The following is a 26,107-nucleotide window of genomic DNA, read 5'->3' on the forward strand; positions in this document are numbered from 1 at the left end:
CACACGACGGACGGGAGGCTCGGTGTCGGCCGGCACCGAGCCTCCCGTCCGTCACGTGGTGCGGGACGGCCGCAGGACGCTCGCGTAGACCGCCACCAGCTCGTCGACGCGCTGCTCGACGCGGTCGCGGGCCGCGACCAGCGCGGCGCTCGCCCGCACGAGATGCTCCGGCTCGTCGTGGAGCCGTCGGACGACCGACGCGATCCCCGCGGCGTCCGGCGTCGGCGTCGTGAAGCCACCGCCGTCGGGGACGACCTCGGCGAGGTCCGGGTCGCAGTGCACGACGGGCAGGCCGGTGGCGACGGCCTCGAGCATCACCATCGGCTGGTTGTCGAAGTCGGAGGAACTCGACACGAGCACGTGTGCACGGCGCATGGCGGCGAGGACCTCGTCGTGCGGGGTCGAGCCGTGCAGCCGGACCGGGGTGCCGGCCGCTGCCCGGGCGACCGCAGCACGCGCGACGCCGTCGCCGAGCACGTCGACCACGGTGCCGGGTGGGAAGGAGCGGGCAGCCTCGACCAGGACCTCCGGACGCTTCTCGGGCGACAGGCGCCCCACCCAGAGCACCCGGAGCGGCTCGTCTGCGGTCCTGGTCCGGACGGTCGCCGGTCCGATCGCGTCGAGGACCGCGGGCTCGATGCCGTTCGAGACGACCGACACCGGGGTCCGGACGCCCCGGTCGACGAGCTTGTGGGCGAAGTGCCGCGACGGGACCACGACGTGGTCGCTCGCCCGGGACTGCGCGAGCATGACCCGCCACATCCGCCGCGCCGTCCGGGTCCGGGTGTACGGGGTGTCGGCCGCGACACGGACGCCCCGGCGGGGGACCTGCGTCGCGTGCAGGAAGGCGAGCAGCGCGGTCGTGACGGCGGGCACGGGCAGGACGTTCCGCGTGTAGACGTCGATGCGGCCGTGCATCGTGTGCACCACCGGGATGCCGAGGTCCTGCGCGGCCCGGATCCCGCCGAGCGCCGCGAACATCTCGGAGTGGGTGTGCACGACGTCGACCCGGCGTGCGGCGAACTCGCGGCGGAGCAGGGCGCGGAGGCGACGCGGGGACCACGCGAAGGGGTAGCCGTCGGGGCGGAACACGGGGGAGACGGGCAGACCGACGACGGCCGGCACGGTGGCGGTGCCGGGTGCCTGCGCCGTGCCCGCCGAGTGCGCGGGGCCCGCCGGGTCGTCGGGACAGAAGACCGTGACGTCGTGTCCCGCTGCCGTGAGGGCCTCGGCCAGGGAGCGCACCGCCGTCTGGACGCCCCCGAGCGTCGGCAGGTAGTAGTCGGTGACCAGCGCGATCCGCACGCCCCGAGCCTAGGGCCGTCGGCTCCTGCCGGGCTCGTAGGATCTGGGGCATGGGGGGAGCAGGCACCGGGGAGCGCGCGCTGGTCACGGGGGCGAGCGGGTTCGTCGGCGGTCACGTCGTGCGGACCCTGCGCGAGCACGGCTACCGCGTCACGGCGTCCGGTCGGCGGGCGTCGGCGCTGCCCGCCGGGGACGTCCACGTCGGCGACCTCGACGACCTCGCCCGCGCGGACGTCCCCGCCGACGTCGTCGTGCACTGCGCGGCGCTCAGCTCGCCGTGGGGCCCGTGGTCGGCCTTCGAGCACGCCAACGTCACCGGGACCGCCCGGGTGCTCGAGTACGCACGTCGCGTCGGGGCGCGGCGGCTCGTGCACGTGTCGTCGCCCGGCATCTACGCCGCACCGCGCGACCGGCTCGACATCCGCGAGGACCAGGTCGACCCGAGCCGCCCGATGAACCACTACATCCGCTCGAAGCTGCACGCCGAGGCGCTCCTCCGCGCCGCGACCGGCGACCCCGACGGACCCGAGATCGTCGTCCTGCGGCCGCGCGGCATCATCGGCGCGGGCGACACCGGACTCGTCCCGAGGCTGCTCCGCGTGCACGAACGGGTCGGCGTGCCCCTCCTGCGCGGCGGACGCGGACTCGTCGACCTGACCGCCGTCGAGAACGTCGCGCACGCCGTCCGGCTCGCGGCCGAGGTGCCCGGGGCCGCCGGGCTGGCGTTCAACATCACGAACGGGGACCCGCGTCCGTTCGTCGAGCTCCTCGACCAGCTGCTCACCGGACTCGGGGTCCGGCCGCGGCACCTGCACCTGCCGGCCGGGCCGGTGTCCGCGCTGGCCACCGTGCTCGAGGCCGTGTGCACGGTGCTGCCCGGGCAGCCCGAGCCGCCCATCACCCGGTACACGGTGACGACGATCACGCACTCGCAGACCCTCGACCTGACCCGGGCCCGGCAGGTGCTCGGCTACCAGCCGGTCGTCGGGCTCGACGAGGCACTCGCGAGCTACGCGACCGCCGGCCGGCGCGTCGGTGGGCAGCCCCGTGGCTGAGCGCCCGGTCGGTACCCTGCGCGCCGCCGCCTGCGGGTGGACGACCCACGACGTGCACGGTCTGCTCCGCGGTGCACCCCGTGGCCGTCGGGTCTTCCCCGCGAACGTCTTCCACTGGTCCGGTCCGGACCGCTCCGTGCTGTTCGACACCGGGTACGCACCCCTGCCGTGGCGCACGGGTGCCGCCGGGTGGCTGTACCGACGCCTGCTCCCGCCCGTCGTCCCCCCGGGCAGCACACTCGCCGACGCGATCGACACGGACGACGTCACGCACGTCGTCCTGTCGCACCTGCACCCCGACCACGTCGGCGGGCTGGCTTCCGTGCCGCACGCGCGGGTGCTGGTCTCCGAGGGCGTGGCCCGGAGCACCGCCCGCCCGCGGGTGCTCGCCGGGCAGCTGCGGGGGCTGCTGCCCGCGGGGCTCGTCGACCGGCTGCAGGTCGTCCCGGACAGCGCCTTCGGCCCCGCCCCGACCGGGCCGCTCGCCGCGGTCGGTCTGTCGACGGCCGACCCGTTCGGCGACGGTCGCACGCGGCTCGTCCGGCTGCCCGGGCACGCCGACGGGCACCTCGGCCTCCTCGTCGAGGACCGTGTGCTGCTCGCGGGCGACGCTGCATGGAGCCGCGACCTGCTCGGACGCGAGCGCGACCTGCGCCTCCTGCCGCGTGCGGTCGCCCACGACGCCCGATCGCAGCGCGACACCGCCGAGCGCCTGCTCGCCCTCGAGCGCCCAGGTGTCAGACTGCTGTTCAGCCACGACGAGCACCGGACCGGGGTGGACCTGCTCGTCGACGACGACGAGGACCGAGGGGGACCATGAAGCACTGCGCCATCGCCGGGTGGGGGACGGCACTGCCGGACCGGACGGTCACCTACGGCAGCGGTGCCCGCACCGTCACCCGGTACCGCATCGCCGACGACGTGTCGCACCTCGACATGCTCGCCACGGCAGCGTCCCGAGCCATCGAGCACGCCGGCATCGACGCCGCCGACCTCGACCTCGTGATCGCCGCCTGCGCCGCCGGCGTGCAGCCGATCCCCTGCACGGCGGCACTCGTGACGGAGCGGGTCGCGCCCGACGCCCGAGCGGCCGCGTTCGACGTGAACTCGACGTGCACGAGCTTCATCACGGCACTCGACATCGCCTCCCGCTACCTGGAGGACGGCGACCACGACCGGGTGCTCATCGTCTCCGGGGACGTCGGGTCACGTTTCCTCGACCCGGCGCAACGGGAGTCCGCCGAGCTGTTCTCCGACGCTGCGGCCGCGGTGGTGCTGACGCGCGGCGACGGGACGCAGGGGGTGCTGTCGGCGCTGCAGCAGACCTGGCCGGAGCACGCCCACGACACCGAGCTCCGGGGCGGCCTGTCCCGGTACCCGGCGCAGCAGTACGCCGACGGCGACCCCGCTGACTACCTGTTCGACATGCACGGCCGGCGCGCCCTGACCGGGATGCTCCGGGTCCTGCCCGGGTTCTTCGCGCGGTTCTGGGAGCGCAGCGGTCTCGGGCTGGACGACGTCGACCTGGTCGTACCGCACCAGGCCAGCGGCGCGATCGGGCTCGCGATGCGCCGGCTCGGGATCCCGACGGACAAGTACGTCGACGAGGTCGCGGCGTTCGGGAACTCGGTCTCGTCGTCGGTGCCGTTCATGCTCGCGCGGTGCCTCGACGACGGTCGGCTCCGGCGCGGGGACACCGTGCTGCTCTGCGGGACGGCTGCCGGCCTGACCGCGAACGCCCTCGCGCTGCGCCTCTGACGCGCCCGCGGTCGGCGCTGCGCCGGGTTCGCCGGGGACACGACGACGCCCCCGCCGCTGCTGCGACGGAGGCGTCCGATGACCCCTGATCCCCGGGGAGGCCACCGCTGGTCCGGTGGACCGCCCAGCACCGGGCGGTCCACCGGGGTCGGTCAGCGGGTGGTGCGTCCGGCGCGCGGCAGGAGCACGCCGAGGACGATCATCGCGACGGCGAGGAAGGCGTGCAGGACGTTGTCGGCGCTGTTCAGCGGGACGAAGTTCGCAGCCCCGGCCATGCCGGCGACGAAGAGGCCGAAGACGAACAGCACGGCGTAGACGATGCCGCCGATGAGCAGGTACGAGCGCGACCCTGCGGCGGAGCGGGCGGCGAGGATGCCGACGATGCCGAACAGCAGGTGGACGATGTTGTGCAGGGCCGACACCTGGAACAGGCCGAGGAGCATGGCCATCGAGCTGTTGCCCGCGAAGGACAGCGTGCCCATGTCCATCGTGAGTCCGGGGATGAAGCCGGCGATGCCGACGATGAGGAAGACGATGCCGAAGAGCAGTGCGCCCTTCTGGACGAGGGTCGACGCGAAACCGGTACGGGGTGATGCTGCGTTGCTGGTCATGGTGCGGTCCTTCCGAATGCGTTCCACGACGGCGTCTCCGGGTCACCGCGCAGGGGCAGCGTCGTCGTCGTACAGGGGTTTCGGAGCAGGTGCGCAGCCGGATTGGTGCGCCGTCCGGGTGTCCTTCCAGCGCGGCGTCCTCCTGCGGGATGACCCCGGGTCTCCGCCCCAGGGGGGACGCGCTCGACGGTGTCCCGGAAATAGCGTGGACCACGTGATCGAGATCGAGCATCTGTCCAAGCGCTACGGCGCCAAGACCGCCGTCGACGACATCTCCTTCGTCGTCCGTCCCGGCAGCGTCACCGGCTTCCTCGGGCCGAACGGCGCCGGGAAGTCCACGACCATGCGGATGATCATGGGCCTCGACACGCCCACGTCCGGACGCGTCCGGGTGAACGGCCAGGACTACCGGTCCTTCCGCGACCCGCTCCGCCAGGTCGGCGCGCTGCTCGAGGCGAAGGCCGTCCACTCCGGGCGCAGCGCGTACAACCACCTGCTCTCGCTCGCGGCGACGCACGGCATCCCGAAGTCCCGCGTGCACCACGTGATCGAGCTCACCGGCCTCGAGTCGGTCGCGAAGAAGCGCGTCGGCGGGTTCTCCCTCGGCATGGGGCAGCGGCTCGGCATCGCGGCGGCACTGCTCGGCGACCCGAGGACCCTGATCCTGGACGAGCCGGTCAACGGCCTCGACCCGGACGGCGTCGTGTGGGTGCGCCAGCTCGCCCGGCACCTGGCGTCCGAGGGACGCACGGTCTTCCTCTCCAGTCACCTCATGAGCGAGATGGCGCAGACGGCCGACCGCGTGGTCGTGCTGGGCCGCGGCAAGGTCCTGGCCGACGCCCCGATCGCGGAGTTCGTCGCGGGCAGCGGACAGGGCGGCGGCGCACGGACCCTCGTCCGGACCCCGCACCCCGACCAGCTCTTCGATGCCGTGGGATCAGCGGCGTCGTCGATCACCCCGCGCGAGGACGGCGCCTTCGTGGTCGTCGGTCCCGACGCACAGCAGATCGGCACCATCGCCGCCCGTGCCGGCGCGGTGCTCCACGAACTCACCCCCATGGGTGCGAGCCTCGAGGAGGCGTACATGGCCCTCACGAAGGACGAGGTCGAGTACCAGGCGGAGGTCGCACGATGAGCGCCGCGACGGCCACCGCGATGCCCGACCGCGTCGGACTCGGGTTCGGTCGACTCGTCCGCAGCGAGTGGATCAAGTTCCGCAGCATCCGGTCGACGTGGTGGTGCTACGCCATCATCGTCGCGCTGACCATCGGGCTCGGTGCGCTGCTCGGGCTCTACGCGCCGATCGTCGGTCTGCCCGAGGGCGCCGAGGTGACCCAGGCGGTCGCGAACGCCCAGATCGTCAACCTCAGCATCTCGTCGGTCGGCTTCACCGTGCTGGTCGCCGCGGTCCTGGGTGTCCTCATCATCACGGGTGAGTACGGCACCGGGCAGGTCCGCTCGACCTTCACGGCCGACCCCGGGCGCACCGGTGCGATCCTCGCCAAGGCCGTCGTCCTCGCCGTGGCCACCTTCGTGGTCAGTGCAGCGGCGACGTGGATCGGGGTCGTGCTCGTCGCGCTGTTCCAGGCGGACAAGGGCGTGCACGCCGACCTGGCCGACCCCGCCGTCTTCATGCCGATCCTCGGTTCGTCGGTCTACGTCACGGGGATCGCACTGCTCGCCTTCGGCATCGGCCTCCTGGTCCGGTCGAGCGCCGGTGGCATCGCGATCGCGCTCGGCGTGCTGCTCGTCCTGCCGATCGTGCTGCAGCTCTTCGCGGGGCTGGTGGACCAGCAGTGGCTCCTCGACGTGTCCCGCTTCCTGCCCGACCAGGCCGGCAGCCAGCTCTACACCTACGAGCGGTCCGCGGGCCAGCCCGCACCCGAGGGCGTCGTGCTGAACGGTTGGGCCGGCGGCGGGGTCCTGGCAGCGTGGGTCGTCGCGATCGGTGTCCTCGCCCTGGCCGCGGTCAAGAAGCGCGACGTCTGACGACGAGCCGCGCGGCTCGCGACGCGGGGCGTGACGGAACGGAGGCTCGGTGCCGACCGGCACCGAGCCTCCCGTCCGTCCGCAGCCGGGTACCGGCGGTTCAGGCCGCCCGTGAGAACAGCCCGCGCAGGGCGCGCGTCAGTCGCCACGAGCGCCGCGGCTGCTGGACGACCTCGACCGCACGGGTCGGCATCCGGAAGGCGAGGTCGTGGAGCATGTTCCGCTTCGAGCCGTCCCAGTTCGCGAACAGGTAGGAACCGCCGATGAACGACATGCTCCGGACCGGCGTCCGCTTCCACGAATCGGCGGCGACGTAGTAGCCGGCGTGCCCGGCGCGGATGTGGTCGATGACGGTGTCGACGTCGAAGACACCGGTCGTGGTGACGACGGTGGTGATGCCCGTCCGGTCGCGGGCGACGTACTCGATGAGGTGTTCGGTCACGGCGTGCTCTGATCTGTGTCTGACTCGACCGGCCCGTGAGGTCGGTGCTCGGGAGGTGTTCGGAACCGCCCTTGCTTCCGCCTGGATGGTACGCCGACAGGCGGTGGGGTCTCCAGGCGTCGGTGCGGTCGGGGGATGAACATCCGGGCAGCGCGGCGGGCAGGGTGGTCCCATGCGCACCACACGTCACTCCCGTCCCGCCGGCCTGCTCCTGATCGTCGTCGGGGCGTCCCTCGCCCTCGCGGGGTGCACCGGCGGGGGCGGCGGTGGCCCGACCGCGACCGTCACGCGGACGGTCACGCCCTCGACCTCGGCGTCGTCCTCGTCGTCGACGACGGGCAGCGGGACCCCGGGCCCGTCGTCGACGCCGACCGCGACACCCTCCTGCGGACCGTCCGACGGGGCCGCTGCCGCCGCTGGTCCGATCGCCGACCTCCCGCTGCCCGCCGGCCTCGAGTCGGCGCGGTGGGACGCGTCGAACGCCGACACCTCGGTCTACGACGGCTGCGCCGCGCTGTCCGCGGTGACCGTCAGCGTCGTCGACGGCACCGCGAGCTCGCCGGTCGCGATCCTGCTCTTCCACGACGGGACGTACCTGGGGACGGCGACGAAGGAGCAGTACCCGTTCGTCCCGCAGGTGACGCGGGAGTCCGCGGGGGCGATCCGCGTCGAGTACCGCTACCCGCAGGGTGCGGACAGCAACGCCGACCCCTCCGGTCGAGCGACCGCGACGTACACGTGGGACGACGCTGCCGGTCGCGTTGAGATGTCCGGAGACGTCCCGCCCGCCCGGTGACGTCCCGCCGCCCTGTCACTCAGCGCGGTGCTCCGCGTCGACCGGCGGACCCGGACCCGGGCGCTGACCCGGGCCCCGACCCGGGTCGCAGCGCCCGCAGCACGTCCCGCAGGACGCCGAGCCGGGGCTGGGTCGCGCTGAACGGTCGACCGAGTGCCGAACGCGGTTCGAGGACGAACGGTCCGCCGTCCGTCAGCGTGAGCCACAGCCCGTAGTCCTCCCGTCGTCCGCGGTGGTCCTTCGTGGCCAGGTCGATCCGTGCGACGCGCGTCCAGGGGATCGTCACCACCGGGTCGGGTGACACGGGGGACCAGCCGAGCAGCCCGCTCCGGTCGACGGTGACGAGCGCGATGCGCGGGTCGGGGAGGTCCTGTCCGGCGATGGTCCCGCGCGCGGAGACCGGGAGGTGGAACGCCGGTCGACCCCGGCCGTGGCCGTGCGCGTGCCGGAGCGCACGTCGGTCCCGTCGTCCGTCCCGCCAGGCGCTGATCGGCGCGACGACGCAGCCCACGGCGCCGAGCAGCGGCAGGAGGACGGCGATCGAGCCGCGGCCGGTGAGCGACGCCTGGTCGACGAACCGGGCCTCGAAGACGAGCACGCCGACCGCGACGGCGAACAGGCCGAGCGCGCCCGCGACGAACGGCCACAGCGGCGGTACGACGCCGTCGCGCAGTCGCTGCACCCACGGCTCCGACTGATGGTCCACCACCTCAGCCTGCCCGTACCGCCTGGGCACCGAACGGTGGGATGCTGGTCCGCATGCCCCTGTCCCGCCCGGCGCTCGCCGCTGCCCTGCCCGGTGTCGCGCTCGCCGTCGTGATCGGCGTCGCCGCGACCCTGGTCGGCCGCGCGGTCCCGGTCGTCGGCGGTCCGGTGCCGGCCGTCCTGCTCGGTGCGCTGGTCGGTTGGCTCGTCCGGCGTCGACGGGCCCAGGACGACGGAGCAGCCGACCTCGGTGGGCTCCAGCCCGGCGTGAAGTTCGCGTCGAGCCGCGTCCTGCAGGCAGCGGTCGTGCTCCTCGGCGCACAGCTGTCGATCGGCGAGGTGCTGCGCATCGGCGGCGAGACCCTCCCCGTGATGCTCACCACGCTCGTGGTGTGCCTCGTCGCGGCGTGGGGGATCGGCCGGCTGCTCCGGGTGTCGAGCACGCTCCGCACACTGATCGGGGTCGGCACGGGCATCTGCGGCGCATCGGCCATCGCTGCCGTCACCCCCGTGGTCGGTGCCGCCAGTGCCGAGGTCGCCTACGCCCTGTCGACGATCTTCCTCTGCAACATCGCCGCGGTCTTCGTCTTCCCGCTCGTCGGCCACGCGCTCGGCCTGTCCCAGCACGCGTTCGGCGTCTTCGCCGGGACCGCCGTGAACGACACGTCCTCCGTCGTCGCGACCGCCACGGTCTACGGCCGTCAGGCGACGGACACCGCCGTCGTCGTCAAGCTCGTGCGGACCCTGATGATCATCCCGATCGTGATCGGGCTCGCCGGCCTGGAGGCGCGCCGCACCGCCCGCACGCAGCCCGCCGCCGTCGACGGCACGGGTCGTGCCGGGGGCGTCCGCGTGCTGCGGCTGGTCCCGTGGTTCCTGGTCGGCTTCCTCGTCGTGGTCCTGCTCCGGACCACCGGGGTCCTGCCCGCGGCGGCGGCCCCGGGGTTCTCGACGGCGGCGACGTTCCTCATCACGGTGGCGCTGGCGGCCGTCGGGGTCTCGACGGACTTCGCGGCGCTGCGCCGGGCCGGGTTCCGGCCGATGCTGCTCGGCATCGTGCTGTGGGTGCTCGTCGCGGGGACGAGCCTGGGCGTGCAGGCGGCCTTCGGTCAGCTCTGACGGGCCCGGCGGCACGGTGCCAGCCGGCACCGTGCGTCAGCCGTCGCGTCGGCGACGCCTGCGTGGCGTGACGTGCTCCCGCACAACGGAAGGCACGTCACGCCGTGCGGTTCCGTGGCGTGACGTGCTCCTGGTTGTGCGGGGCGCCCCGCGCCCGGCGTATTCGCGTTCCGGGCGGGAGGCGCGGTGCGGTCCGGGCCCGTGCCTCCCGTCCGGCGGCATCCAGCGTGACGTGACGGGCTCCCGCACAACGGGAGGCACGTCGCGCCGTGCGGTTCCGTGGCGCGACGTGCTTCCGGTTGTGCGGGGCGCCCCGCGCCCGGCGCGGCCGCGATCCCGACGGGAGGCACGGTGCCGGCCGGCACCGTGCCTCCCGTCCGTCGGCGTCCGCGTGGCGTGATCTGCTCCCGCACAGCGGAAGGCACGTCACGCCGCGCGGTTCCGTGGCGCGACGTGCTCCTGGTTGTGCGGGGCGCCCCGCGCCCGGCGCGGCCGCGTTCCGGACGGGAGGCGCGGTGCGGTCCGGTCCCGTGCCTCCCGTCCGGCGGCGTCCGCGTGGCGCGACGTGCTCCCGCACAACGGAAGGCACGTCGCGCCGTGCGGTTTCGTGGCGCGACGTGCTTCCGGTTGTGCGGGGCGCCTCGCGCCCGGCGTATTCGCGTTCCGGACGGGAGGCACGGTGCCAGCCGGCACCGTGCCTCCCGTCCGTCGTGCGGCGACGTCAGCCGCGGATCGCCTCCGTCAGCTTCACCCGTCCGCCGGTCCGCAGCAGCGCGTTCTCGTAGATGCGGGCGCCCACGGCGACGACCACGACGACCGACGCGGCGACGAGCAGCAGCGACAGGATCGGCTCCCACCACTCGGCGGTCCCGAGGAAGATCCGCATCGGCATCCCGATCGGCGCGCTGAACGGGACGTACGACATGATCCCGACGATCGTCTCGTTGTCCGCCGCCGAGACGATGAGGATGTACGGGATCATCACGAGGAGCATCACGGGCATCGTGACACTGCCGACGTCCTCCTGGCGGGACACGAGCACGGCGGACGCGGCGAACAGCGCGGCGATGAGCACGAAGCCGACGGCGAAGAAGCCGACGAACCAGAGCACGCTGGGGCCGAGCAACGTGAACAGGTTGTCCTGCCCGGTGACCGCGAGGGCCACGGCGCCGGCGATCGCGATGGCGATGATCTGCGCGAACGCCATGATGCTGCTGCCGAGCACCTTCCCGGCGAGCAGGGCACGGGCCGGGATGGCGGCCATCAGGATCTCGACCACCCGCGTCGACTTCTCCTCGACGACGCTCTGCGCGATCGACGACCCGAAGGTCACGGCGGAGGTGAAGAAGACGACGCCGAACAGGATGCCGATGGCGGACACCAGGCCCGCCGAGAGCGTGCCGGGCTGCAGGAGCTCCACCGCAGGGGTGACGCTGAGGGCACCGACGACGTCGGTCGGGGTGTCCTCGAGCCCGACGACGCTGTACCCGAGGGTGTCGTCGGACGGCACGACGGCGGCGTCCACGTCACCGCTCCGCACGAGGCGCTCGGCCTGGGCGACGGTGGTGGTCGGGGTGACGTCGAGGCCGTCGGTGGACTGCAGCGAGACGCCGTCGACCACCGCGACGGGCGTGGTGTCGTCGGCGGTCGCCTTGCCGATGATGCCCGCGATGACGACGGACACGACGACGGCGAGCACCAGGATCGCGGCGGAGACCACGAAGGCCTTGCTGCGGACGCGGGCCTGGATCTCGCGGACGGTCACGAGCCGGACGGCGTCGACGAAGTGGCTGGTCATCGGACGACCTCCCGGAAGACCTCGCTGAGACGGGGCACGCGCGGGGCGAACGAGCCCACCGTGCCGTGCTGGACGGCGCGCTGCAGGATGCGCTGCGCCGTGGGCTCGTCGGCCTCGAACACCGCGTACCCGCCGTCGAACTCGCGCACGGTCACGCCGGGTTCGTCGCGGATCCACGCGACGTCGCCGTCGACGAGCAGCTCCCACGCGGCGGGGCCGGCGCTGCGGCGCAGGTCCTCCTGGGAGCCGGCGGCACGGATCGTCCCGTCGGCGATCACGACGACGTCGTCGCACAGCCGCTCGACCACGTCGAGCTGGTGGCTCGAGAAGAGCACCGGGACACCCCTCGCCGCCTGCTCGCGGAGCACGCCGAGCACGGTGTCGACGGCCATCGGGTCGAGGCCCGAGAAGGGCTCGTCGAGCACCAGGACCTCGGGGTCGTGGACGAGCGCCGCAGCGACCTGCACGCGCTGCTGGTTGCCGAGCGAGAGCTTCTCGACGGCGTCGCTCGCGTGCTGCGTGAGGTCGAGTCGTTCGAGCAGCGCGGTGGTCCGCTGCCCCGCGGTCCGCTTGTCGACACCGTGCAGGCGTGCGAGGTAGGTGATCTGCTCGGCGACCGGCATCTTCGGGTAGAGCCCGCGTTCCTCGGGCATGTAGCCGAAGCGGCGGCGGTCGGTCGGGCCGACCTCGGTGCCGTCGATCGACACGCGCCCGGTGTCGGCCTGCAGGACGCCGAGCAGGATCCGCATGGTGGTGGTCTTGCCGGCGCCGTTGCCGCCGACGAACCCGGTCAGCCGGCCGCTGCCGACCGAGAACCCCACGTCGTCGAGCACCCGGCGGTCGCCGAAGTGCTTCGTCACGCCTTCGATGGTGAGCATCGCCCGTTCCCCTTCCGCCGGCGGTCCTCGCCGACGTCTCGACGCTACGGTCCGGGAGGCGCTGCCCACCTCCGGCGGGAGGCGGGACTTCCCGACGCCCCGGCTCCACCGCGCGGGGGAGCGGGGTCCGTCAGGCCGCGGAGGAGACGCCGTGCTCGAAGGCCCACACGACCGCCTGGATGCGGTCGCGCACGCCGGTCTTCTGCAGGACGTTCGACACGTGCGTCTTGACGGTCGCCTCGCCGACGAAGAGCGCGCGGGCGATCTCGGCGTTGCTGCAGCCGCGCGCGAGCAGTCGCAGGACCTCGGCCTCGCGTTCGGTGAGCCCCGCGGCGGCGATGGCGGCCGCACCGTCGTCGACCGGGGACGCCGTGTGGCCGGCGTGCGCTGGGCAGGTGGGCCCGTGCCCGGCGGTCGCGCGGCTGATCACCCGGCGCGTGACGTCGGGGGCGAGCAGGGCGTCCCCGGCGGCGACCGTGCGGACGGCGTCGATCAGCCGTTCGGGGGAGGCGTTCTTCAGCAGGAACCCGCTCGCCCCCGCCTCGAGCGCCTGGAACAGGGCGTCGTCGTCGTCGAACGTGGTGAGCACGAGCACCGCCGGCGGGTCCGGGAGCGCGCCGATGCGTCGTGCCGCCTCGAGCCCGTCGATGCCGGGCATCTGGACGTCGAGGCACACGACGTCGGGTCGCAGCGCGACGACCGCGTCGACCGCGGCGCCGCCGTCCGGGGCCTCGCCGACCACGCGGAAGCCCGGCTCGGACTCCAGGATGACGCGGAAGCCGGCACGCACCAGGTCCTGGTCGTCCGCGAGCACGATCGTCAGGTCGTCGGCAGCCATGCCCGTACCAGGTACCCTCCCCGGGCGCGGGGCCCGATCTCGATGCGACCGCCCACGGCGGCGACGCGCTCCCGCATGCCGACGTGGCCCAGCCCGCTGCCGCCCGGGTCGCGGACCGCGCCGGCGCCGTGTCCGTCGTCGGCGACCTCGACCTCGATGCCGTCGTCGAGGTACCGCAGGCGCAGGTCCGCGCGGGCGGTGGGGCCGGCGTGCTTGACGACGTTCGTCACGGCCTCCTGCGCGATGCGGAACGCCACGGCCCCGACGGTCGGCGGCACCGAGCGCTCGTCACCGACCACGACGAGCCCGGCGTCCCGGCCCGAGGAGCGGACGGCGTCGACCAGCTCCGGCATCCGACCGAGCCCGGCCGTGCTCGGCGCGGTGTCGGTCGCGCTCGCGCCGGGGTCGTCCTCGCGCAGGGTCCCCAGCATCCGGCGGAGTTCCTCGACCGCGGTGCGTGCGCTGTCCTCGACCACCGTGAGCGAGGCGGTCGCCTGCTCCGGGTCGCGGCCGACCACGCGTCGGGCGGCTCCGGCCTGGACACCCATCAGCGACACGTGGTGGGCCACGACGTCGTGCAGCTCGCGGGCGATCCGCACGCGCTCGAGGGTGATCGCCTGGGCCGCCGTGCGCTCCCGTTCGGCGGCGAGCTCCGCGGTGCGTTCGGCGAGGTCGTGCTTGGCCACCGCGGCTGCCCACGCGCGGTTGCCGGCGTACCAGGCGCCGCCGAAGTACAGCACGTTGATGAGGATGTTCACGAGCGAGTACGCGATGTACGGCGGGATCAGGGCGTCGTCGTCGTTCGGCAGCGCGTTCGGCACCGCCCACCCGAACGAGAGCGCGAGGAACACCCACGCGAACATCCCGCCGATGATCACCCAGCGGACCACCTCGGCGCGGATCCGGTCCGAGCACCACGCCCCGACCGTGTACAGCGCGATGAAGAGGGTGAAGTTGACGAGGATGATCTCGGGGACGTGGAGCAGCTGTGTCGCGGCGAACGCCAGCGCGGACACGACGGCGACGGTCATCGGCCAGCGGCGGCGGAACGCGATCGGCGCGCCGTTCGCGACCACCATGAGCGCCGACACCCACCACGGCGCCTGGTCGTCCTCGTAGACGCCCGCGGCGCCGTACAGCGTGGTCGTGACGGCCAACCCGACGCCGAGCACGAGCGCGAGCAGTGCGTCCTGCCGGTGCTCCCGCGGTCCGACGGGCAACCGGGCCCACCCCTCCCTCGTCCACCCCATGCGGGCAACGCTACCGGGTGGGCACCGCCGGCCGCAGGTCCCGCCGGGCGACGACGAGCGGTGTGGTGGCAGCGACCGCCACGACGGCGGCTGCCGCGGTGAAGGTCGTCGCCGTGCCCGCCGGCCCGACCAGCACGCCGGCCGCCGCTGCCCCGAGTGCCTGGCCGGCGACGAGCACCACGAAGAGCAGTGCGGTGCCCGCGGCCGCGTGGACGTGGTCGATCTCGGTCGTCCAGGCGATGAGCGCGCCCGTCGCCGCGGTGTAGCCCCACCCGAACAGCGCGCACGCCACCAGTGCGGCCCCGACGACGTGGGGCAGCAGCCCGAGCGTGAGCACCGCGACGGCGGCGAGCGTCGTCGTCAGCAGCCACAGGCGGGCAGCGGGCAGCCCGCTCGTCCACCGTGCCGTCACCGCGACCGAGGCCCCGCCGACGCCGAGCGCGATCCAGGCGACGACCGTCAGTCCGCTCGGCACGCCGGCTCCGACGAGCGCCGAGCGGCCGTAGGTCCAGACCGCCGCCGAGCCCGCACCGAGGAGGAGCGCCACCACGACCGGCACGACCTGTGCGCCGAACCACGACCGTCCCGGGAGCGCCGCGCGGAGCGCGGGGCGCCGGACCGCGGGGCGCTGGAGCGCGGAGCGCTGGGCCGCTGCCGGGGTGGAGCGCGCGTCCGGTGCTCTTCTTCCGGCCGCGAGGAACACCACCGCACCGACCAGCAGCGTGACCACGCCGGCGGCGGCCCAGGCGGTGCGCCAGTCCGGCAGCAGCACGAGCGCGAGGACCCCGGCCGCGACGAGCCCCGGGCCCGTCCCGGAGTTCACCACCGCCTGGGCCCGGTCGCGTGCGGCGCCGTCGAGCCGGCCGGCGACCAGCTGCACCATCGCCGGCGACGCCAGCCCGGCCCCGGTCGACGCCACCACGGCGGCCACCCCGAACACGACGGTCGTCGCGCTCGCCGCCGTCGTGATCGCGCCGAGGCCTGCGGTGAGCGCCGCGACCACGACGAGCTCCCGGGCGGCGCGGTCGGCGAGCAGGAACCCCACGACGGCACCGGTGCAGTACAGGACCGAGGCGCCCGAGGACACCGCACCGCCGACGTCCGCGCCGAAGCCGAGGTCGCGCTGGACGTCCGGTAGGAAGAGCCCGAACGCCAGGCGCACCAGGCCGTAGGTCGCAGCGACGAGCCCCAGCCCGCTCGCGAGCAGGACGGAGGTCGGTAACGAAAACGATCGTTTCACTTCTGTGACCCTAGGCTGGCTGCATGGCGATGCGTCCAGGGACCGAGCAACGGGTGCTCGACGCCGCCGAGGAACTGTTCTTCACCCGCGGGATCGCGGCGACCCCCGTCGACGCGGTGCTCGAACGCGCGGGGGTGTCGTCGGCGACGCTCTACCGCGGGTACCCGAGCAAGGAGGCCCTGGTCGCCGCGGCGCTCGACCGACGACACGACGACTGGGTCGCGACGTGGGACCGTGCCCTCGAGCGGGCGACCGACGACCGCGGCCGCCTGCTCGCCGTGTTCGACGCGCTCGACGAGTACCGGTCCACCCCGACGGGCTCCCGCTGGTGCGCCTTCCTCGGCGCCGCTGCCGAGTACGTCGATGCCCCGGAGGACCTGCGCGCCGTCCTCGACCGCGAGACCGACACCCTGCGACGGCGGCTGACGGAGAGGGCTCGTCCGCTCGTCGGCGACCGTGCCCCGGCGCTCGCCGAGCAGCTGCTGCTCGTCGTCTCGGGTGCGCTGGCGATGCGCCTGCGTGACCCCGCTGCGGACTCCGCCACCGCACGCGCGGTCGCGTCCGCACTCCTGCCCTGACGGCCGCGCCGCGGTGCGGTCGGGAGGCGCGGTCCGGGTGACGGACGTCCGTCACCCGGCCCGCGCCTCCCGTCCGCTCCGGTCGGCTCCGCGCCGAGCGGCCGGTCAGGGCGCGGGGACCACCAGGGCGTCGACCGCGGTCAGCACGTCCGCGACCTCGGTGCGCGTCGTGTAGTCGACGTGCACGTCAGCGGAGCGGACCACGCCGTCCGCGTCGATCACGAAGACCGACGGGAACGGGATCGCCGCGGTGTCGTCGGCGTTGCTGTCGGCGACGTCGAACCCGAGCTGCGTGTGCGCCGCCCGCGCGGCGTCGCTCGGCTCCGTGACGATGCCGAAGCGTCCGGCGAGCACGTTCTCCGGGTCGGTCAGCACCGGGAACTCCAGCTCCCCGTTCGCGATCGACTGCTCGGCGGCCTCCGGCGTCTGCGGCGAGACCGCGACGAGCTGGACGCCCCGCTCCCGCAGCGCCGGCAGGAGCTCCTGCTGGTAGGTGCGCAGCGTGATGTTGCAGTAGGGGCACCAGGCGCCGCGGTAGAAGACGACGACGGTCGGTGTGGAGCCGCGGACGGCGGCGAACGACGTCTCGTCGCCGGTCGGGGTGACGAGTCGCGCGTCCGGGGCGGTCTCGCCGACACCGACGACCCCGTCGGGCACCCCCGAGGCGCGCAGGTCGGCCTGCTCGCCGTCGAAGACCGCGGACAGCTCCGGGCCGATCTGGGTGGTGAAGCCCTGGTTGAAGTCGTCCACCTGGCGGGCGATGGTCTGGTCGGTCACGTCGGTCTCCTCGGGTCCGGGACGCCGGCGACTGGGCCGGTGCGTGGAGCGTAGGCACGTCACCTCGGCGGGGGAACGGGCGTCGTCACGGAGCGTCATCCGGGCTGCGGAGCGCGACCCGAGCGGCGGACGGGGGGCGCGCACAACCGAGAGCACGCCGCACCACGGAACGACGTGGCGCGGATTGCTCCCCGTTGTGCGGGATCGCCGCGCACGGCCAGATGCCGTCGGCCACGAGGAGCGCGCTGCGCGCGGCGCGCACCGTCGCGCAAGCGGCCCGCCCCGCGCCTCAGGCGCGACCGCGGTTGCGCCGCCGGATCTCCTTCGGGGCCCGGCCGGCCATGAACGACCGCGCGGGGTCGACCAGGAAGCCCTGGCGCAGCGCCTCGCGGCCGACGAGCATGCGGAAGCCCATCTGGTCGCGGTTGCTCAGCGTGACCTCGGCGTCGATCGTGCGACCCGCGAGCGTGATCGGCGTCAGCACGACGATGCGCTCCTGCGTGTGCCCCGTCGAGCTCCGGACGATCCGTCGGTCGTGCACGTCGCACTCGTGCGTGACGGCGTCGGCGTCGGTGTCCTGCCACGGGTGCACCGAGAAGCGGACGCGGTCGCCGGGGAGCTCCTCGAGGTCGAACGCGTGCAGTGCCGAGCTCCGCGCCCCGGTGTCGAGCTTCACCTTGATCCAGGGCAGGTCCAGCCCGGGCAGGGCAGCCCACTCACGCCATCCTGCGATCGTCGGGTTCCGGGCCATGTGCCCATCCTGTCGCATGCTTTGATTGAGCGTCGCCGTCGACGTCTCGACCCCGTGGAGCAACCCCGATGAAACTCGCCATCCTGTCGCGCGCCCCGCACGCGTACTCGACGCAGCGTCTGCGTGCCGCAGCGGTCGATCGCGGCCACGAGGTCAAGGTGCTGAACACCCTGCGGTTCGCCATCGACCTGTCCGGGGACGAGCCCGACCTGCTCTACCGGGGCAAGCTGCTCAGCGACTACGACGCCGTGCTCCCGCGGATCGGCAACTCGATCACCTACTACGGCACCGCGGTGGTGCGGCAGTTCGAGCAGATGGACGTCTACACGCCGAACACGGCGACGGGCATCACGAACTCGCGCGACAAGCTCCGGGCGAACCAGATCCTGTCCCGCCACCACATCGGCATGCCCGCGACCACGTTCGTGAACAGCCGTGCCGACGTCCGCGGGGCGATCGACAGCGTCGGTGGGGCGCCGGTCGTCATCAAGCTGCTCGAGGGCACGCAGGGCATCGGCGTGATCCTGGCACCCGAGGCGAAGGTCGCCGAGTCGATCGTCGAGACGCTGCACTCCACGAAGCAGAACGTGCTCATCCAGGCGTTCATCTCCGAGAGCCGGGGCCGGGACATCCGTGCACTGGTCGTGGGGGACCGGGTCGTCGCTGCGATGCGTCGCAGTGCCTCCGGCGACGAGTTCCGCTCGAACGTGCACCGCGGCGGCACCGTCGAGAAGGTCACCCTGAGCCCCGAGTACGAGGAGGCGGCGGTGCGCTCGGCGCAGATCATGGGGCTCCGCGTCGCGGGCGTCGACATGCTCGAGGGCAACGACGGACCGCTCGTCATGGAGGTCAACTCCTCGCCGGGGCTCGAGGGCATCGAGCGTGCGACGGGTCTCGACGTCGCCGGCGCGATCATCGACTTCATCGGCAACCAGGTCGCGTTCCCGGAGATCGACGTCCGTCAGCGCCTCAGCGTCTCGACCGGCTACGGCGTGGCCGAGCTCCTCGTGCACACGAACGCGGACCTGGTCGGCAAGACCATCAAGGAGTCCGGGCTCTGGGACCGGGACATCACGGTCCTGACCCTGCACCGCGGCGCCTCGGTGATCCCGAACCCCCGCAGCGGCGTCGAGCTGCAGGCCAGCGACCGCCTGCTCTGCTTCGGCAAGCTCGAGGAGATGCGGTCGATGATCCCGGACCGTCGGCGTCGCCGGTCGAAGGTCCGCAAGCTGCCGAAGGACGCCTGACCGGTGCCGCCCAGCGCACCCGGATCGCACATCCAGGTCGGATGCGGAAGTATGTGTCGGTGACGATCATGACGGAACGACCGGTCGACCAGTCGACGAGCAGCGAACCGGAGCGCCCCGGCAACGCCACGGCGAAGCACCAGAACGTGTCGCTGCTGTCGGTGGCGACGACCGTCGCGGACCGCGTGACGACCTCCGCGGACATCGAGGCGAAGCTCCGCGGGGCGCTGCGTCGGCTCCGTCTCCCGACCGGTCTCCTCGAGCGCGTCGCCGGTGTCACCGAGCGCCGCAACTGGGGCGAGGGGCAGACCTTCCAGGACGCCGCGATCGACGCCGGCCGTCGCGCGATGGCCGAGGCCGGCATCCGCCCGGAGGACGTCGGCCTGCTGATCAACACCTCGGTGACCCGTCCGCACCTCGAGCCGAGCGTCGCCGTCCGCCTGCACCACGGGCTCGGGCTGCCGACGTCGGCCATCAACTTCGACATCGCGAACGCGTGCCTCGGCTTCGTCAACGCGATGAGCGTCGCCGCGGGCATGATCGACTCCGGGCAGATCAAGTACGCGCTCATCGTGGACGGCGAGGACGCCGACCAGGTGCAGCTCAACACGATCGACCGCCTGAACCAGGGTGGCCGGAACCGCAAGGACTTCATGAGCGAGTTCGCGAGCCTGACCCTCGGGTCCGGCGCCGCGGCCGCCGTGCTCGGCCCGTCCGACGTCCACCCCGAGGGGCACCGCATCATCGGCGGCGTCACCCGCGCGGCGACGCAGTGGTACGACCTGTGCGTCGGCAGCGTGGACGGCATGTTCACCGACGCGAAGATGCTGTTGAAGGGCGGCATGGAGCTCGTCGTCGCCGCCTGGACCGAGGCGCGTTCGCACTTCGACTGGCAGGACATGGACCGCTACGTGCTCCACCAGGTCTCCGACGTGCACACGAACGCCTTCGTCGAGGCCATCGGCATCCCGCGCACGAAGGTCCCGACCACCTACCAGCGCTACGGCAACGTCGGCCCGGCGTCGATCCCGATCACCCTGGCCGACGAGGTCGACCGCGGCGGCATCACCCGCGGTGACCGCGTCTTCCTGGGCGGCGTCGGCTCCGGCATCAACACGGCGATGATGGAACTGCGCTGGTGAGGTCCGGCCTCCCGCGCGTCGCTGCCAGCACGGCCCCGGCGACGCTCCCGCCGCCCCTGCCCGGACTCGACCCGGCCTGGTCCCGTCTGGTCACCGTCCCCGCGTCGCCGGACGGCCGGCCGGGAGGCACGCACCACCCCGCGCGCACCTGGCACCTCCTCGACACGGCCGGTCAGCTCGAGGCGCTCGGCGTCACCCCGGTCGGCACCCTGCTCTGCGTGCACGGCAACCCCACCTGGTCCTACCTCTGGCGGTCCGTCGCGGCCCGCACGCTCAGCGTCGCCCGGGCCGGTGGCCCGGCCTGGCGCGTGATCGCCGTCGACCAGCTCGACATGGGCTTCTCGGAGCGCACCGCCGACCAGCACCGCCTGGCCGACCGCGTGCGCGACCTCGGTACCCTGACCGACGAGCTCGGACTCGCCGGACCCGTCGTCACGCTCGGGCACGACTGGGGCGGCGTCGTCTCGCTCGGCTGGGCGGTCGACCACCCCGACCTCGTCGTGGGCGTGGCGACGTGCAACACCGCCGTGCACCAGCCCGACGACGCCCCGATCCCCGCACCGCTGCGGCTGGCCCTGCGTCCCGGCGTGCTCGGTCGCGGCACCGTCCTGACGCCCGCGTTCCTCGAGACGACGCTCGCCATCGCGCACCCGACGCTCGACCGGCCGACCGCCGACGCCTACCGGGCGCCGTACCGCGGAGCAGCCCGCCGCGGGGGCATCGGCGGGTTCGTGGCGGACATCCCCGTCGACGCCGCGCACCCCAGCGCGACCGAGCTCGACCGGATCGCGGCCGGTGTCGCGGCTCTCGAGGTCCCGGCGCTCGTCATGTGGGGACCGCGTGACCCGGTGTTCCTCGAGCGGTACCTCGACGACCTGGCCGACCGGTTGCCGCACGCCGACGTGCACCGCTTCGAGGGTGCCGGTCACCTGCTGCCCGACGACGCCGACGTCGCGGGCACGGTGCTCGACTGGCTCGGCGACCGCCTGCCGGACGGGCACGCGCCCGGCGGTGGCGAGTCGAGCCTCCAGGCCGACGCCCGGACGGCCGACGCCCGGACGGCCGACGCGAGCGACGCGACCGGCGCGACCACCGAGGGCCCCGCGACCGACCGACCGCTCTGGGCAGCCCTCGACGACCTCGCGGACGACGCGAGCCCGGCGCTCGTCGAGATGGCCGCTCCCGGCGGCCCGCGGACGGTCTCGTGGCGGCTGCTCGCCCGCCGTGTCCGCGAGGTCGCCGTCGGTCTCGCCGACCTCGGCGTGCGTCCCGGCGACCGCGTCTCGTTGCTCGTCACGCCCGGGGCCGACCTGACGGCCGTCCTGTACGCCTGCGTCCGGATCGGTGCCGTGGTCGTCGTCGCGGACGCCGGCCTCGGTCTGCGCGGGCTCACCCGTGCCGTCCGCGGCGCCCGGCCGGACTGGGTGATCGGGGCGCTGCCCGGTCTCGGAGCTGCGCGCGCACTCGGGTGGCCGGGTCGACGCATCGCGACGGTCGCGCTCCCGGCCCCCGCGCGAGCGGTCCTCGGCGTGGAGCACACCCTGACCGAGGTCGCCCGACGTGGCGCCCGACGACTCGCAGCCGGAGCAGACCTGCCCGCTGCACCGTCGCCGGACGCACCCGCGGCCGTCCTGTTCACCTCGGGCTCGACCGGTCCGGCCAAGGGCGTCGTCTACACGCACGGGCAGCTCACCGCGGTGCGGGACGTCCTCGCGGCGCAGTACGGCGTCGGCGTCGGCACGGGGCTGGTCGCCGGCTTCGCGCCGTTCGCCCTGCTCGGTCCCGCCCTCGGTGCCCGGTCGGTGGCCCCGGACATGGACGTCACCCGTCCGCGCACGCTGACGGCGTCGGCGGTGGCCGACGCGGTGGCCGCCGTGGACGCGACCGTGGTGTTCCTCTCACCCGCAGCGCTGGCGAACGTCGTCGCGACGGCACCGGCGCTGGCGGCCGGCGACCGCGACGCCCTCGGTCGGGTGCGTCTGTTCCTGTCCGCGGGGGCACCGGTGCCCGCGGCGCTCCTCCGGGCGGCCACCGACCTCATGCCGAACGCAGCGGCGCACACGCCCTACGGCATGACCGAGGGCCTGCTCATGACGGACGTCGACCTGGACGGCGTCCGGTCGGCGGGTTCCGCTCCCGACGACGGCATCTGCGTCGGTCGACCGGCGGTCGGTGTGCGCGTGCGGATCGCGCCGCTCGACGCCGACGGCGCACCGACCGGAGACCTCACGGAGCAGGCCGGCGTCACGGGCGAGGTTGTCGTCGCGGCCCCGCACGTCCGCGACCACTACGACCGACTCTGGCGCACGGACCGCGTCTCGCGGCTCGGGGTCGACGACCCGCGCGGGCACCGCACCGGCGACGTGGGGCACCTCGACGCCGACGGGCGCCTGTGGATCGAGGGCCGGCTCCAGCACGTCGTGACGACCCCGCACGGTGTCGTGACACCCGTCGGACCCGAGCAGCGCGTCGAGCGCGTCGACGGCGTCGGCCGTGCCGGCATCGCGGGCACCGGACCGTCCGGCACCCAGCAGGTCGTCGCCGTGGTCGAGACCGTCCCCGCAGCCCGGCGTCCCGGCCTCGCGTCGGCCGAGCTCGCCGCCGCCGTCCGCACCGCCGCCGGGGTCCCGCTCGCCGCGGTGCTCGTCGTCCCGGTGCTGCCGACGGACGTCCGGCACAACTCGAAGGTCGACCGCGCCCGGCTGTCGCGATGGGCGACGACGGTGCTCGGCGGCGGCCGGATGACCCGCCCGTGAGGGTCCTGGTCACCGGTGCCAGCGGCTTCCTCGGCCGGGCGACCGCCGCTGCCGTCCGGGACGCCGGGCACGACGTCCGCACGTTCCAGCGTCGGCCGTCCCGGGTCGACGGTGTGGAGGACTCGCTCGGCACGATGACGGACACCGCTGCGGTCGCGCGCGCGGTCGAGGGCGTCGACGCCGTGGTGCACCTGGCGGCGAAGGTCTCGCTCGCCGGGGACCCGGCCGACTTCGCGCGGGTCAACATCGCCGGGACGAGCGCGCTGCTCGACGCCGCGCGGGCCGCCGGGGTGGGGCGCTTCGTCTTCGTGTCGTCGCCGTCCGTGGCGCACACCGGGTCGTCGCTGGCCGGCGCCGCTGCCGACCCTGCCGAGCCGATGGCCGCCCGCGGGCACTACGCGCGGACGAAGGGCGCCGCGGAGCTCCTCGCGCTGGCGGCCGACGAGCCGGGCTTCGCGGTCGTCGCCGTCCGCCCGCACCTGGTGTGGGGACCGGGCGACACGCAGCTGGTCGGACGCATCGTGGACCGGGCACGTGCCGGTCGGCTGCCGCTCCTCGACTCGGGCGCCGCGCTCATCGACACGCTCTACGTCGACAACGCGGCCTCGGCGATGGTCGCTGCGCTCGAGCACGCGGCGGACGACGCCGTGCACGGCAACGCCTACGTCGTGACGAACGGAGAGCCGCGGCCGGTGGGGGAGCTCCTGGCGGGCATCTGCACCGCGTCCGGCGTCCCTGCACCGCGGCTGCACGTGCCCGCCGCCGTCGCCCGTGCAGCCGGGTCCGTGGTCGAGGCGGTGTGGCGGGTGCGTCCGGGGGCGGACGAGCCGCCGATGACGCGGTTCCTCGCCGAGCAGCTGTCCACCGCCCACTGGTTCGACCAGCGACGGACGCGCCACGACCTCGGCTGGTCCCCGACGATCACGATCGACGAGGGCCTGGCCCGCTTGGCGGCCGCCGCCGGACACTGACCGGCCGTCGGTCGGGTGGGCGGACCGTCAGCCGGTGAAGCGCTGCCAGAGCTCGGTGACGATCGGCCACACGTCGCCCGCGCGGTCCGCCGAGGCGATGGCGATCGTCACCACGGGGTAGGCCGTGACCGCGAGGCTGACCAGGACCGCGAGCACGACGGCGAACACCGACGTGACCGTGTGCCGTCGGGTCAGCGCCCAGAGCAGCAGGGCGAGGACCACCACCAGGCCGAGCACGGTGACGAGGGCGATCCGGACGAACGGGAACGGCACGAGCCCCGCTGTGGTGGCGGTCACGCCGCCGAGGAACCCGACGAGCGGCAGGTACCCGCCGAGGGCCACGGCGAGCACCAGCACGATGCCGATGCCCGACGTGGTCCAGACGCCGCGCGGGCGAGGACGCCGGGCGGTGGTGCCCCGGCGTCCCGCCCACGCGGTCATCGCTGTGCCTCGCCGTCGCCGCTGCCGCTGCGGTGGGCGGCGGCCTGGTCGTGGCGGGCGTCGGCCTCGTCGCGGACGACGTCCGCGGCGTGCTCGATGCGGTCGGCCGCCTCGTCCAGCGCGTCGGCGACCTGCTCGTCCGCGGCGGGTGCGCTCTCCACCGACGGCTCGTCGGCGTCGGTGCTGCCCTCGCGACGTGCACCGTCCGCTGCGTCCTGCGTCGCGGTCACCGCGTCCTGCGTCGCGGTCGCTGCGGAGTCGGCGGCGTCCGAGGCCGCTGCGCCCGCGTCGGCCGCGGCGTCGGTCGCTGCCGAGGCAGCACCGGAGGCACGGTCGCGGACCTCCTGCGAGGCGTCCGCCGCGGCGTCCTTCGCCGCGCTGACGGCCCGCTTCGCCGCGTCGCCGGCGTCGGAGGACTTCTCCGCGGCACGCTCCGCCGCGTCGGATGCGGTCTCGCGCGCCGTGTCGACGGCGACGGCCGCCTTCGCCCGCGCGGTGTCCACGGCGTCGGACGCCCGCTCGCGCAGGTCCCCCGCGGTCTCCCGTGCCCGGTCGACGGCGTCGCCGGCGGCGTCGCGTGCGCGACCGGCGGCCTCGCGCGTGGCACCCGCCGCGTCCTGCGCGGCGTCCCGTGCACGCTCGGCGACCTCGGCGGCACCGCCGCGGACGTCCTCCGCGGCACCCGAGACGGCCTCCTTCGTGCGGTCCACCGCATCGCCCACGGCCTCCCGGGCCCGGTCGACGGGGGTCGGCTCGTCGTCGAAGGGTCCGTGCACGTCGAGCACGCGGACGTCGACCGTGGTGGGCTGTCCGGCGCCGAGCTGCGACACCGCGGCGGCCACCTGGCGGCGGACCTCCTCGGCGACCTCGCGGACGGGCTGCGGGTAGCTGATGACGACGGACACGGTCACGTCGAGCGTGCCGTCGTTGTCGTCGACCTGCACCCCGGGCGCTCCGGCGGTGCGGCCGAGCTGCGAGCGGACGCGGTCGGCGGCGCGGGCGACGAGCCCGCCCAGGTGGTGGACGCCCGGCACGCCGAGCGCCGTCTCCGCCGCGGTGCGGGCGGCGACCACCAGGGGCCCGGCATCCTCGGGGAGCGGGGTGGTCAGCTCGGGCGGCAGGTCGACCTCGGTGATCTGCGTCCGGGCGTTCGGATCGTGCTGCATGGCTTCCTCCTCTGTGAACAGGACGGCCGTCGCTCCCCTCGGGGAGCGACGGCCTCGGTCCGCTGTTACTTGAAGACGTCCTTGACGTCCTCGCCGGTCTGCTTGGCGCTCGCAGCGGCCTGGTCCTTCTTGCCCTCTGCGACCTTCTCGTCGTTGTTCGTCGCGTTGCCGAAGGCCTCCTTGGCCTTGCCGGTCAGGTCCTGTGCGGCGTTCTTGATCTTGTCGTCGAGTCCCATGGTGGGTTCCCTTCTCTCTCGTGGGCTGGTGCCCGGTGGTGACGGTAGGGAGGCTCGATCTGCCTCGTCCGACCGGGTTGCGGTGGTGCTGGTAGTGCGTTCGTGTCCGGCGTCGTCCGCCGGGTGGCGTCACTGGACGCGGGTGGTGCGTGCCAGTGCGGTGCGGGTGCCGCCGGTGAGGTGGACCAGGACCGGGATCTGTCGGCCGAGGGTCTGGTCGAGGGTGGTCAGGGCGTGGTCGACGGCGTCGAGGACGGT

26 protein-coding genes are annotated in these 26,107 nt (G+C 74.1%); 12 read left to right on the forward strand and 14 right to left on the reverse strand.

The window, feature by feature from the left end:
• Window positions 1-51: 51 nt before the first annotated feature.
• A complete protein-coding gene (locus M3666_RS16055; RefSeq protein ID WP_251155779.1) occupies window positions 52-1,305 on the reverse strand; it encodes a glycosyltransferase in 1,254 nt (417 codons plus the stop codon).
• 50 nt (window positions 1,306-1,355) lie between these two features.
• On the opposite strand from M3666_RS16055, the gene M3666_RS16060 reads away from it, so the two are divergent.
• Genes M3666_RS16060 through M3666_RS16070 form a run of 3 tightly spaced genes read left to right on the forward strand, consistent with a single transcriptional unit; the run spans window position 1,356 to window position 4,118 of the window.
• Window positions 1,356-2,360 carry an NAD(P)-dependent oxidoreductase gene (locus M3666_RS16060; protein WP_251155780.1) on the forward strand — a complete coding sequence of 335 codons (1,005 nt, stop codon included), beginning with the start codon at window positions 1,356-1,358 and terminating at the stop codon, window positions 2,358-2,360.
• On the forward strand, window positions 2,353-3,180 hold the full coding sequence (locus M3666_RS16065) for an MBL fold metallo-hydrolase (protein ID WP_158407767.1): 828 nt from the start codon (window positions 2,353-2,355) through the stop codon (window positions 3,178-3,180). Before M3666_RS16060 ends, M3666_RS16065 begins: the two co-directional genes overlap by 8 nt.
• Window positions 3,177-4,118 (forward strand): 3-oxoacyl-[acyl-carrier-protein] synthase III C-terminal domain-containing protein, encoded by a 942-nt coding sequence (locus tag M3666_RS16070; protein ID WP_066656122.1) that lies wholly within the window; start codon window positions 3,177-3,179, stop codon window positions 4,116-4,118. Before M3666_RS16065 ends, M3666_RS16070 begins: the two co-directional genes overlap by 4 nt.
• Before the next feature lie 152 nt (window positions 4,119-4,270).
• Here the strand turns inward: M3666_RS16070 and M3666_RS16075 are convergent, their stop codons facing one another.
• Window positions 4,271-4,729: a DUF4383 domain-containing protein gene (locus M3666_RS16075; protein WP_251155781.1), complete on the reverse strand. Its 459-nt coding sequence runs from the start codon at window positions 4,727-4,729 to the stop codon at window positions 4,271-4,273.
• A 214-nt stretch (window positions 4,730-4,943) separates the two neighbouring features.
• On the opposite strand from M3666_RS16075, the gene M3666_RS16080 reads away from it, so the two are divergent.
• Both M3666_RS16080 and M3666_RS16085 read left to right on the forward strand, forming a co-directional pair.
• Window positions 4,944-5,864: an ABC transporter ATP-binding protein gene (locus M3666_RS16080; protein ID WP_209685835.1), complete on the forward strand. Its 921-nt coding sequence runs from the start codon at window positions 4,944-4,946 to the stop codon at window positions 5,862-5,864.
• Window positions 5,861-6,718, forward strand: a complete 858-nt coding sequence (locus M3666_RS16085; RefSeq protein WP_066656118.1) for an ABC transporter permease subunit — start codon at window positions 5,861-5,863, stop codon at window positions 6,716-6,718. The genes M3666_RS16080 and M3666_RS16085 overlap by 4 nt, the downstream gene beginning before the upstream one ends.
• A gap of 100 nt (window positions 6,719-6,818) precedes the next feature.
• Here the strand turns inward: M3666_RS16085 and M3666_RS16090 are convergent, their stop codons facing one another.
• Window positions 6,819-7,160, reverse strand: coding sequence for a hypothetical protein (locus M3666_RS16090; protein ID WP_066656115.1), 342 nt, complete (start codon window positions 7,158-7,160; stop codon window positions 6,819-6,821).
• 172 nt (window positions 7,161-7,332) lie between these two features.
• Here M3666_RS16090 and M3666_RS16095 point away from each other — a divergent pair, with 172 nt between their 5' ends.
• Window positions 7,333-7,956 (forward strand): LppP/LprE family lipoprotein, encoded by a 624-nt coding sequence (locus tag M3666_RS16095; RefSeq protein WP_251155782.1) that lies wholly within the window; start codon window positions 7,333-7,335, stop codon window positions 7,954-7,956.
• Window positions 7,957-7,975: 19 nt separating this feature from the next.
• Here M3666_RS16095 and M3666_RS16100 read toward each other — a convergent pair whose 3' ends face one another.
• Window positions 7,976-8,662: a hypothetical protein gene (locus M3666_RS16100; RefSeq protein WP_251155783.1), complete on the reverse strand. Its 687-nt coding sequence runs from the start codon at window positions 8,660-8,662 to the stop codon at window positions 7,976-7,978.
• A 53-nt stretch (window positions 8,663-8,715) separates the two neighbouring features.
• On the opposite strand from M3666_RS16100, the gene M3666_RS16105 reads away from it, so the two are divergent.
• Window positions 8,716-9,780, forward strand: a complete 1,065-nt coding sequence (locus M3666_RS16105; protein WP_251155784.1) for a YeiH family protein — start codon at window positions 8,716-8,718, stop codon at window positions 9,778-9,780.
• Between the two features lie 721 nt (window positions 9,781-10,501).
• Here the strand turns inward: M3666_RS16105 and M3666_RS16110 are convergent.
• The 5 genes from M3666_RS16110 to M3666_RS16130 form a co-directional block, all read right to left on the reverse strand.
• A complete protein-coding gene (locus M3666_RS16110) occupies window positions 10,502-11,578 on the reverse strand; it encodes an ABC transporter permease (protein ID WP_209685828.1) in 1,077 nt (358 codons plus the stop codon).
• Window positions 11,575-12,456, reverse strand: coding sequence for an ABC transporter ATP-binding protein (locus M3666_RS16115; RefSeq protein WP_066656105.1), 882 nt, complete (start codon window positions 12,454-12,456; stop codon window positions 11,575-11,577). Before M3666_RS16115 ends, M3666_RS16110 begins: the two co-directional genes overlap by 4 nt.
• Before the next feature lie 130 nt (window positions 12,457-12,586).
• Window positions 12,587-13,294, reverse strand: a complete 708-nt coding sequence (locus M3666_RS16120) for a response regulator transcription factor (RefSeq protein ID WP_209685824.1) — start codon at window positions 13,292-13,294, stop codon at window positions 12,587-12,589.
• Window positions 13,276-14,544, reverse strand: coding sequence for a sensor histidine kinase (locus M3666_RS16125; protein WP_251155785.1), 1,269 nt, complete (start codon window positions 14,542-14,544; stop codon window positions 13,276-13,278). The genes M3666_RS16120 and M3666_RS16125 overlap by 19 nt, the downstream gene beginning before the upstream one ends.
• A 10-nt stretch (window positions 14,545-14,554) precedes the next feature.
• Window positions 14,555-15,784, reverse strand: a complete 1,230-nt coding sequence (locus M3666_RS16130; protein WP_251155786.1) for an MFS transporter — start codon at window positions 15,782-15,784, stop codon at window positions 14,555-14,557.
• A 23-nt stretch (window positions 15,785-15,807) separates the two neighbouring features.
• On the opposite strand from M3666_RS16130, the gene M3666_RS16135 reads away from it, so the two are divergent.
• Window positions 15,808-16,362 (forward strand): TetR/AcrR family transcriptional regulator, encoded by a 555-nt coding sequence (locus M3666_RS16135; protein ID WP_251155787.1) that lies wholly within the window; start codon window positions 15,808-15,810, stop codon window positions 16,360-16,362.
• Window positions 16,363-16,467: 105 nt separating this feature from the next.
• Here the strand turns inward: M3666_RS16135 and M3666_RS16140 are convergent, their stop codons facing one another.
• Both M3666_RS16140 and M3666_RS16145 read right to left on the reverse strand, forming a co-directional pair.
• A complete protein-coding gene (locus M3666_RS16140; RefSeq protein ID WP_066656094.1) occupies window positions 16,468-17,139 on the reverse strand; it encodes a peroxiredoxin-like family protein in 672 nt (223 codons plus the stop codon).
• A 289-nt stretch (window positions 17,140-17,428) separates the two neighbouring features.
• On the reverse strand, window positions 17,429-17,890 hold the full coding sequence (locus M3666_RS16145; protein WP_066656091.1) for a RimK/LysX family protein: 462 nt from the start codon (window positions 17,888-17,890) through the stop codon (window positions 17,429-17,431).
• A gap of 68 nt (window positions 17,891-17,958) precedes the next feature.
• On the opposite strand from M3666_RS16145, the gene rimK reads away from it, so the two are divergent.
• From rimK to M3666_RS16165, 4 genes are all read left to right on the forward strand, one after another.
• A complete protein-coding gene (gene rimK / locus M3666_RS16150) occupies window positions 17,959-19,137 on the forward strand; it encodes a 30S ribosomal protein S6--L-glutamate ligase (protein ID WP_058727301.1) in 1,179 nt (392 codons plus the stop codon).
• A 68-nt stretch (window positions 19,138-19,205) separates the two neighbouring features.
• A complete protein-coding gene (locus M3666_RS16155) occupies window positions 19,206-20,279 on the forward strand; it encodes a 3-oxoacyl-ACP synthase III (RefSeq protein WP_066658652.1) in 1,074 nt (357 codons plus the stop codon).
• The gene (locus tag M3666_RS16160) at window positions 20,276-23,035 is read left to right on the forward strand and encodes an alpha/beta fold hydrolase (RefSeq protein WP_251155788.1); all 2,760 of its coding nucleotides are present in this window, start codon (window positions 20,276-20,278) and stop codon (window positions 23,033-23,035) included. Before M3666_RS16155 ends, M3666_RS16160 begins: the two co-directional genes overlap by 4 nt.
• On the forward strand, window positions 23,032-24,006 hold the full coding sequence (locus M3666_RS16165) for an NAD(P)-dependent oxidoreductase (protein WP_066658648.1): 975 nt from the start codon (window positions 23,032-23,034) through the stop codon (window positions 24,004-24,006). The genes M3666_RS16160 and M3666_RS16165 overlap by 4 nt, the downstream gene beginning before the upstream one ends.
• 27 nt (window positions 24,007-24,033) lie before the next feature.
• Here the strand turns inward: M3666_RS16165 and M3666_RS16170 are convergent, their stop codons facing one another.
• The 3 genes from M3666_RS16170 to M3666_RS16180 all read right to left on the reverse strand — a co-directional run bounded on the left by M3666_RS16170 (window position 24,034) and on the right by M3666_RS16180 (window position 25,849).
• The gene (locus M3666_RS16170) at window positions 24,034-24,447 is read right to left on the reverse strand and encodes an MFS transporter permease (protein ID WP_251155789.1); all 414 of its coding nucleotides are present in this window, start codon (window positions 24,445-24,447) and stop codon (window positions 24,034-24,036) included.
• Entirely contained in the window at window positions 24,444-25,613 is a 1,170-nt protein-coding gene (locus tag M3666_RS16175; protein ID WP_251155790.1) for an Asp23/Gls24 family envelope stress response protein, read from the reverse strand. The genes M3666_RS16170 and M3666_RS16175 overlap by 4 nt, the downstream gene beginning before the upstream one ends.
• Window positions 25,614-25,678: 65 nt before the next feature.
• Window positions 25,679-25,849: a CsbD family protein gene (locus M3666_RS16180; RefSeq protein ID WP_066656081.1), complete on the reverse strand. Its 171-nt coding sequence runs from the start codon at window positions 25,847-25,849 to the stop codon at window positions 25,679-25,681.
• Between the last annotated feature and the right edge of the window lie 258 nt (window positions 25,850-26,107).

Origin of the sequence: Curtobacterium sp. ODYSSEY 48 V2, from assembly GCF_023712625.1 — a bacterium.
Lineage (GTDB): Bacteria > Actinomycetota > Actinomycetes > Actinomycetales > Microbacteriaceae > Curtobacterium.